Genomic DNA, 8,273 nt, shown 5'->3' with positions numbered 1-8,273 from the left:
GTACTCCGCGACCGCGGCGTCATCGGTCAGATATCGCGCCGGATCGAACGGCACCAGCTTCGACTTCACAGACTTTCTGCTCATGACTCCGGCTCCAGTTCGCCAAGAAGGCGCTTGGCGCGTTGAAGCGAATTGAGTACCTGGGAGCAAGTGTATCCATGTGGATACGTCATCGTCCAGCGCCAGAGGAGCTCTCTGCCAAGAGTAGAAACGTAGGATGCGTTGAGCAAAGCGAAACGCATCGATCGCGTTTCGAATCTACGCCGCCGCCTCCGCCGTAACCCGACCGATGCGGTGCGCTTCGCTTACCGAATCCTACGGGCTGAGCAGGTCGGTCGGAAGCGCTACCCTGAGCCTGGAGAGGCCGTCGGCGGGCGTCGGACTCGGGCGGCCTCGAGCCAGTCGAAAAAGCGCGCGTGGTCGCCACGAAGGGAGCCGGCGATGACCGCTTCGCGATCGAGCCAGCGGCCGTAGAAGGCGACCACTCCTGCCTCCGTACTGGATCCGGGAACGGGGAGGCGGTCGAGCTCCAGAGCGAGCCGCTCGGAGCGCGCGATCGCCTCCGGGTCGATCCCCCCCGACGGCGGATTCGTCGGCTGAACACCCTGCACGCCCAGCTCGAGACCGCCGCGCGGCGGTGGCAGCGGTTCGGCTGCGACCGGATCCCCGCGACGATCCAGACGGACACGAGCGTACGGAGCGGCGACCCGGACTCCGTCCGAAAGGCGCGCGTCGAAGCCGTGGGCGAAGGCGTATCGCACCCAGGCGGTCCGGCTGTCGGGTGGCCAGGTGAGCGGCAAGGGCGGCGTCAGCCGGCGCTGCCATAGAAACGGTGGCGGCGCCGTCGGCAGTTTCGGTGAGACCTTCTTCCAGATCGGCTCGAGGAGAGCCTGAGCGTCGCGCGACGGCGTCTCGGGTCGCCCACCGGTCCCGCCCGCTGCAGCTCCGAGGAGGAGCCCCAGCGGCAGCAGAGTGAGCGGAGTGAGGAGGGCTCGCACGCGCGCCCGGGGCTCAGGCGTCCGTGTCGCTCGGACTTCCCGGAGCCGCCGCGAGCGGCCGCGGAGCCATCTCGAGAGGTGGCGGCGGGGTCAGAGTCTCGCCGGTCGTCGCGCCGAGCTCTTCGAGCTTCCTGCCCTGGGGCAGAACGCGGGTATCGAAGGAGGCGACGGCGTCGTTGTACTTACCGAGCGCCGAGTTGAGCCCCTTGCCGACGCCCGCGAGATGCCCGGAGAACACTCTGAGGCGGTCGTAGAGGAGACCGGCGGCGTTGCTGATCTCCCGCGCGTTCGCCGCCAACGCCTCTTGCCGCCAGCCGTAGTAGATGGTCTTGAGCAGCGCGACGAGGGTGGCGGGTGTCACGATCAGAACGCTCTGCTGGAAACCCTCCTCGATGAGCTGCGGGTCGTGCTCGAGGGCCGCGGCGTAGATCGCCTCGCTGGGGAGAAAGAGGACGACGAACTCGGGAGCGTTGTCGAACTGATCCCAGTAGCTCTTGGCGGCGAGCTTGCGGAGGTGGCCGCGGACCTGCGCAGCGTGGCGGGTGAGCGCCGCGGCTCGCGCCTCCTCGGACGGCGCCTCGATCGCGGCGAGATAGGCATCGAGCGGCGCCTTTGAATCAACGACCACCTGCTTGCCGCCCGGGAGCTTGACGACCAGGTCGGGCCGGAGCTTTCCCTCGTCACCGTCGACCGTCTCCTGGGTCTGGAAGTCGACGTAGTCGACCAAGCCGGCGAACTCGACCGTCCGTTTGAGCTGGATCTCGCCCCAACTGCCGCGCACCTCGGGGCGGCGCAGCGCGCTCACCAGCCGGCCGGTCTCGGTCTGCAGCTTCTCCTGGGTCGAGAGCAGTGAGCGCACCTGCTCAGTCAGCATGCCGTAAGCCTGTTCGCGCGTCCCTTCGATCCGCCGGACCTCGGCGTCGACCTTTTCAAGCGACACCTTCATCGGCGCGAGGAGTGCCGCGATCGCCTGCTGGCGCTGGTCGAGGTCGCCCTTGGCCTCGCTCTGCAGGCGCTCGAGGTTCTCCTTGGCGAGCGCCAGGAACTGCTGGTTGTTGCGGGTCAGGGCGTGCGAAGCGAGATTCTGAAAGGCATCGGTGAGCCGGCTCTCGGCGGTCTCGAAGGCCTTCACCTTCTCGTCGTAGGCGGCGACCTGCGCCCTGAGCCCCGAGCTTTCGGTCTCGAGCTCCGACTCCCGCCGCTCCTTCGCCGCGAGCGTCGCACGCAGCTCCCCGACCTGCTCCTCCCGCCCCCGCAGCCGCTCCTCGATCCCTGCCCGCGCCGCCGCCGCCTCGGCCTTGGCGAGCGTCACCGCCTGAGCGATCCGCCGCCCGACGACCGTCCGGATGACGAAGAACAACCCCACCGCCGGCAGCAGCGCGAGAACGACCTTGAGCACGTCAGGCATCGGACCCCCATCTTCCCCCTTTTCGTCCCCGTGCCGGAAGCCCTTCCGGCCTGTGCTACGTTTTTTCGGTGGCGAAGCGCGAAAGGAAAGTGTGGCTGCAGGAGGGGGCCCAACCGAAGTGCCGCCTCGCTGCGGCCCTACTGGCTGCGGCGCTCGTCCTGGGTGCGTCGGGTTGCGCGTCCGTGGCCACGCCGGCGAGGGGCATCGATCCCTCCAAGGTGCGGAGCGCGGCGATGGAGGCCGGTCCGGTCTGGGTCGCGCAGGCGACATGGGATCTGCGGGAGCGACACCTGGTGGCTGCCGACCCCGTCGCCGGAGAGGTCTTCGTCTTCGACCGAAAAGGCAGGATCGTTCGCCGCCTGGCCAGGCCCGGGCAGGGCCCCCTCGACTTCCCGAGGCCGGCTTATCCGTTCGTCGTGGGGAATCGATACCTCGTCGGCTCGCGCCTCACTCGCTGGGTTTGGATGGACAGCCGCTTCGCGCCGGTCGAGGCGATGCCTCTTGAATGGGAGGATCCGTCGTCCGCAGAGTACAGGGAACTGTCCTTCAACAGCTTCGACGCCGGGTCGACGAAGTTCGTCGGCGTCGGAGAAGTGCAGTCGCACGACCTGACTTGGTCCAGGACCGGCATGTTCGCTGTTTCCTACCGGAGTCCAGGACAGCTGGAGAATCTGGGCTCGATCGAGGCCGACAGCGATGAATCGGCCGCCTTCCGTTCCTACCCCTCCAAGGTCGCCGCCTGCGGTGACGAGGTCTATCTGCTGCGCATGAAGTCGCGCCTGGAGATCGAACGGTTCGGGGACTCGCCTGGCAGCCTGAGGAGTTTCCCGGAGATCTTTCGTCAGCGCCCGGCGCTGCCGATGTTGCATTGCGGCCCGTCCGTGCCCGAGCGGGAGGCGGCCAAGGCTGTCGCGCGGATCGCGGAAGGGCTCTTCTGTCTCGAAGACCGCTGGCTGCTTCTCCTCGCCCACCAGCCGCGCGCCGACGGCGGCAACCAATGGCTGGTCTATCCCGTCGATCCGATCGCCGATGTCCTGGGAGAGGCGATCGAGCTGCCGACCCGCGCGGCGGAGATCGTTTTCGTGGCGGGGAAGAAGCGGTGGGCGGTGCTCGAGAAAGGTCCGATGGGGGAAGTGGTGGGAGATCAGTCCTTGACCCGGGTGATCTCCTTCCCACGGCCCGAGCTCACGTTTCTTCGGCGCTAGCAGCGCAAGCGTTCCGCGGGCCTCGCCAGCTCTTCGAGCAGGATCTCGAGCGCGTCGGGCATCAGGGGCTCCTCTTCCCCTTTTCTCCACCGTGCCGGAAGCCCTTCCGGCTCGTGCAGCGGTTCTCAGCGGTGAGGTAGGGGTTTCCAGGAAGCCCTTGGTCAGCGCTTGCAGGGTGCGACACCCGACTGTGGTCTTCCAGAGCCCGCCCGGGACTTCCACGAGTCCCGAACAGTGCAACCCCGAGCGCTACGGCGGAAACTGGGCGCTCCATCGCGCTGTCGTCGAGCTCTCAAAACCGTCCCGGAAGATCCCCTGGGCGCCGACCGGCCTGGCCTGGCCATCGTAGAGCTCGAGCTTCTCGAGAAACCGTGGCGGGTTCTGCGTTCCGTCGACGAGCTGAGCCGTGCAGAGGATGTCGAGCGCGCCGCTGTTCTCGGCGACGATTCGTGCCGACCCGCTCACGCTTCCACCCGTCGGGCCGCAGTTCGCGTCCTCGACAAAGACCGCGGTCGAGGTGGTCGACATGGTCCAGGTACGACCCGCGGCGAGGTCGGCCGGCGTCGTATTGCACGACACCGCTCCCGCTTGGTCGAGGACCACCAGCCGCAGGTCGACAGCGGCGACGGCCTCGAGGTTGGTGCAATGCACGGTGGTCGCCACGTCGCCGACATCGATCACGCCCGTGAGGTGGTAGAGGATCACCGTGCCTGGACCACCCAGGCTCCCAGTCTCAGAGAGCGCCGCTGCGCCGGCTCCACTCGACCCTGCGATCGCGACGCATGCCAGAACCATCGCTGCTGGCCGAACCGCCCTCGGTCTGATCATCGCGCCTCCGTCCGCAAGGCCAGGACGAACGCCGGCGCAGCGTTCGTGGCGTCCACGACCTGCGCACTGCAGATGACACCTGCCGCCGACTGGTCGGCGAAGGCCTGAACGCTGCCTTGCGTGATCTCGGGCGGAGAGAGACAGGTGCCCGTCTCCGAGAGCGCCGCCGTGGCGCGAGTTGCGAGAACTCCGGTCACGCCGACCGGGATGGTCCCCGAGAGCGTGCAGGCGGCCGTCCCGTCGGACTGGAAGAAGACGACGGCGGCCGGAGCCGCTGCGGTGCCAAAGTTGGTGCAGAAAACGACAGTCGCTCGATCCGGAGCGTCCAGCGCCCCGGAAGCGGCGAAGATCCGCACGAGGCCTTCCGGGACCCGCGCCGGTTCTTCCGCCGCGAAGAGAGCCGCCAATCCCAGCACCACGAGCGCGGCGCCCGCGGCAACGGCGCGGCCGGCGATCCGGGAGGGGGCTTGATGCTGCCTGGCCGAAGTCCCCGAGTCCGGGCTCATCGCGGATGAACCTCCAACGCGCTCGCATAGACCGGCGAAGCGGCGACGGGGTCGACCACCTGGATCGAACAGACCACATCCATCTCCTGCGCCGGGTCGAGCAGGACGCGCACCACGCCCTGGTTGATCGCGGGCGTGCCGCCATCGCAGACCGCATTCTCGGTGAAGACGGCGGTGGCCCGAGTCGATGCGGTCCAGGTTTCGTTCGCAAGCACGGGAGGCGAGAAGAGCGTGCACGCCGGCGAGCCGTCGAAGTTGTCGAACTCGATCGCCAGCGCGGCAAGCGCGACGCCGAGATTGGTGCAGTGGACGACGGTCGCGGCGTTGGCGTGGTTCACTGCTCCAGGCGCTACCGCGACCAGGCTGAAGACTCCAGCGGGAGTGAGCGGATCGACGCCGGCCGGCGCCGGAGTCGCAGCCTTCCTCCCCGAAGCGCCGTGCGAAGCGGCGGACGGCGCAAGCGCGCAGAGAATCAGAAGTAACGCGACTCCGGGAACTCTCATCGGTGGACTCCACTGGGTAAGCAAACAGCCTAACAAACTCCCCCGGGACGGTCGGACGCAACCCGGCCGAGCGGTTGGCCGGGACGCCGCACAGACGATCCCACTGCAATCCGCATGGCGACCCGCACCTGGGCGCACAGCGACCTCGATCGCTGGAGAAGATGCTGCGGTAAGCCCACGGCGAGCTTTCGACTCGCGAGCCAGAGATCGTCTTCGTAGCCGGGGATGAAGCGTCGGGGCGAGCTTGAGAGATGTCCGATACGGCAAGTGGGAGGTCGCGCCTGGACCCGGGTGATCACCTTCCCGCGGCCCGAGCTCACGTTTCCACAGCGCTAGAAGCGCAAACGTGCCGCGCGCTTCCACTGGCAATCTGCGCCAGAAGCTTGCCCGCAGCCTCCCGGATCTCCGAGGCCTACGGCTTCGCCTCCGACTCCCAGGGCGTCTTCTGGTAGTTGGGGAAGGGGGGGCGCTGGTAGGTTGGCGGCGGGTTCTTCGCCAGTTCGTCGAGCAGGATTTCAACGCCCTTGGCGAGCTGGGGGTCGTTGCCGTCGCGGCAGTCGGCCGGCAGGCGCTCGACCTCGACGTCGGGCGGGATGCCCTGGTTCTCGACCTCCCACTTGCCGTCGAGGCCGTAGATCGCCACGCGGGGCGCGGTGACGCCGCCGCCGTCGAGGAGCTCCGGATAGTCGTAGATGCCGACGAGGCCCCCCCAGGTGCGCGTGCCGACGAGCTTGCCGGTGTTCGCTTTGCGGAAGTACCACGGCAATGCGTCGCCGCCCGAGCCCGACATCTCGTTGATCAGCATCACCTTGGGGCCCTGAATGGCGCCGCCGGGCGAGCGGAAGTCCGCGCCTTCGCGTCCCATCTCGAGGCTGCGCAGCGGCCGATTGAGATAGTCGACGATGTAGTCGGCGATCAAGCCGCCGTGGTTGAAGCGCTCGTCGACGACCATTCCGAGCTTGTCGGTCTGGGAGAAGAAGTAGCGATTGAAGTTGAGGTAGCCGCCGGAGCCGGTGTCCGGCAGATGGACGTAGGCGAGCTTGCCGCCGCTCAGGCGCTCGACGGTGCGGCGGTTGTCCTCCACCCAGGCGCGATAGCGCAGGCCCTCCTCGTCGGCGATCGGCACCGCGGTGACGTCGCGGGCGTCCTTGCCCTCCGGGTCCCTGGCGACGCGCAGCCGCACGCTCTTGCCGGCGCGATTCTCGAGGAAGCCGTAGACGGAGGCCGGCGGCCGGACGCCGCGGCCATCGACCGCGATCAGGTACTCGCCGGCGACGACATCGACGCCGGGCTGGGTGAGCGGCGCCCGGAGCTTCGGATTCCAGCTCTCGCCGTCGAAGACCCGCGCGAAGCGGTAGCGCCCGTCGGCGATCTCGTAGTCGGCGCCGAGGAGCCCGCCCGGAACCTTCGGCGCCTCCGGCAGGTCGCCGCCGCCGACGAACATGTGCCCGACTCCGACCTCGCCGAGCATCTCCTCGAAGAGATAGTTGAGCTCGCTGCGCGAGCCCAAGCCCGCGAGGTAGACGGAGTACTTCTTCTCCGCCGCCGCCAGGTCGAGGCCGTGGGCGTGCGGGTCGTAGAGGAAATCGCGCTGGATCCGCCAGGCCTCGTGGTACATCTGTCGCCACTCGGCGCGCGGATCGACATAGGCCTGCATGGCGGAGAGATCGAGCGCTTTCGTCTCCCCTTCGTCCGCCTTCACGGGGCCGGCGGTGCCGGCGATCGACCACTTCCCCGCGCTTTCGAGCAGCATCTTTTCGCCGTCGGCGGAGAGCGCGAAGCTCGCGATTCCGTCCGCCAGCTTCTCGACCTTGCGCTTCGCCAGATCGAACTTCTGCACGCTGACGGTCGGGGGGGCTTCGCTGTCGATCGCCTCTACCGCCGGTGCCTCGAGCAGGAAGATCTCCCCCGCCTTGCCGGCGTGAAGACCGCTGTAATTGCGCACCGGCACCGGCAGTGCGAGCGTCCGCTGGCTGAGGCGGTCGAAGTCGATCTTCACCGCGGGGATCTTCGGAGCCGGCGACGCCTCGCTCTCGTCTGCCTTCCCCGCCTCGCCGCCCGCTTTCTTCACCGCCGGTTTCCCGTCGTCTTGGGCCGGCGACTCGTCCTCCTTCTCCGCGGCACCCTCCTCGTCACTTTCGGGCGCGAGCGGCGAGGGCTCCTTGCGATCGAGGACGGCGACGTAGACGGCGCGCGACACCGGATGGTCGACGCTCGACATGTCGAGCCAGGTCGCCGCCGGGCCCCAGTCGGTCGAAGCGGTGAAGTAGAGGTACTTGCCGCCGCGATCGAACGCCGGGAAGCGCGCGTCCGAGAGGCCGTCGGTCGCCTGCTTCGAGACGCGGGAGTCGAGCGCGTAGATGAAGATCGCGTGCAGGTGGGAGGGAAGCTGCCGCGTGTAGGCGAGGTAGCGGCTGTCGGGCGACCAGGCCGGCTCGAGCGTGCGATACGGCGTTTCGTAGAGATCGCTCGCCACCTTCGTGAGGGCGCCGCTCGCGACGTCGACGATCCACAGCGTCAGCCGCTTGTCGTAGAGCGCGATCTTCTTGCCGTCGGGGGACCAGAGGGGATCATAGAAGAACGACGGCGGGGAGCCGAGAGCGATGCGGCGGGTTTCGCCGGTGCCGTCCTGCGGTGCCAAATGCAGCGCGTACTCGCCGGAGGCGTCGGCCAACCCATCCGACAGCCAGGCGAGGGTCTTGCCGTCCGGGGACCAGGACGGATCGCGGTCGGCAGCCGACGAGGAGTGGGTCAGGTTGCGGATGTCGCCCTTCTCGGCTGGCACGGTGAAGATGTCGCCACGGGCGGCGAAGACGGCGCGCTTG

General features: G+C 68.3%; 7 protein-coding genes. 1 reads left to right on the top strand and 6 read right to left on the bottom strand.

Annotated features, from left to right (window positions below):
* Window positions 1-344 precede the first annotated feature (344 nt).
* Both KBI44_20450 and rmuC read right to left on the bottom strand, forming a co-directional pair.
* Window positions 345-998: a hypothetical protein gene (locus tag KBI44_20450; GenBank protein MBP9146853.1), complete on the bottom strand. Its 654-nt coding sequence runs from the start codon at window positions 996-998 to the stop codon at window positions 345-347.
* A gap of 13 nt (window positions 999-1,011) precedes the next feature.
* Window positions 1,012-2,406, bottom strand: coding sequence for a DNA recombination protein RmuC (rmuC, locus tag KBI44_20445; protein MBP9146852.1), 1,395 nt, complete (start codon window positions 2,404-2,406; stop codon window positions 1,012-1,014).
* Window positions 2,407-2,639: 233 nt separating this feature from the next.
* Here rmuC and KBI44_20440 point away from each other — a divergent pair, with 233 nt between their 5' ends.
* Window positions 2,640-3,611: a hypothetical protein gene (locus KBI44_20440; protein MBP9146851.1), complete on the top strand. Its 972-nt coding sequence runs from the start codon at window positions 2,640-2,642 to the stop codon at window positions 3,609-3,611.
* Between the two features lie 249 nt (window positions 3,612-3,860).
* Here KBI44_20440 and KBI44_20435 read toward each other — a convergent pair whose 3' ends face one another.
* The 4 genes from KBI44_20435 to KBI44_20420 form a co-directional block, all read right to left on the bottom strand.
* A complete protein-coding gene (locus KBI44_20435; protein ID MBP9146850.1) occupies window positions 3,861-4,316 on the bottom strand; it encodes a hypothetical protein in 456 nt (151 codons plus the stop codon).
* A gap of 119 nt (window positions 4,317-4,435) precedes the next feature.
* A complete protein-coding gene (locus tag KBI44_20430) occupies window positions 4,436-4,945 on the bottom strand; it encodes a hypothetical protein (protein ID MBP9146849.1) in 510 nt (169 codons plus the stop codon).
* Window positions 4,942-5,448 (bottom strand): hypothetical protein, encoded by a 507-nt coding sequence (locus KBI44_20425; GenBank protein ID MBP9146848.1) that lies wholly within the window; start codon window positions 5,446-5,448, stop codon window positions 4,942-4,944. Before KBI44_20425 ends, KBI44_20430 begins: the two co-directional genes overlap by 4 nt.
* Window positions 5,449-5,860: 412 nt before the next feature.
* Window positions 5,861-8,273: PDZ domain-containing protein (locus KBI44_20420; GenBank protein ID MBP9146847.1), on the bottom strand; the 2,413-nt coding region annotated here is incomplete at its 5' end.

Source organism: Thermoanaerobaculia bacterium (assembly GCA_018057705.1).
Taxonomy (GTDB): Bacteria; Acidobacteriota; Thermoanaerobaculia; order Multivoradales; family JAGPDF01; genus JAGPDF01.
This window is presented reverse-complemented; position numbering and strand designations above follow the sequence as displayed.

Excerpts from the sequence above, each read along its gene's own strand:
- KBI44_20425 (MBP9146848.1), bottom strand. The coding sequence starts at position 5,448 with ATGAGAGTTCCCGGAGTCGCGTTACTTCTGATTCTCTGCGCGCTTGCG.
- KBI44_20430 (MBP9146849.1), bottom strand. The coding sequence starts at position 4,945 with ATGAGCCCGGACTCGGGGACTTCGGCCAGGCAGCATCAAGCCCCCTCC.
- KBI44_20440 (MBP9146851.1), top strand. The coding sequence starts at position 2,640 with ATGGAGGCCGGTCCGGTCTGGGTCGCGCAGGCGACATGGGATCTGCGG.
- rmuC (MBP9146852.1), bottom strand. The coding sequence starts at position 2,406 with ATGCCTGACGTGCTCAAGGTCGTTCTCGCGCTGCTGCCGGCGGTGGGG.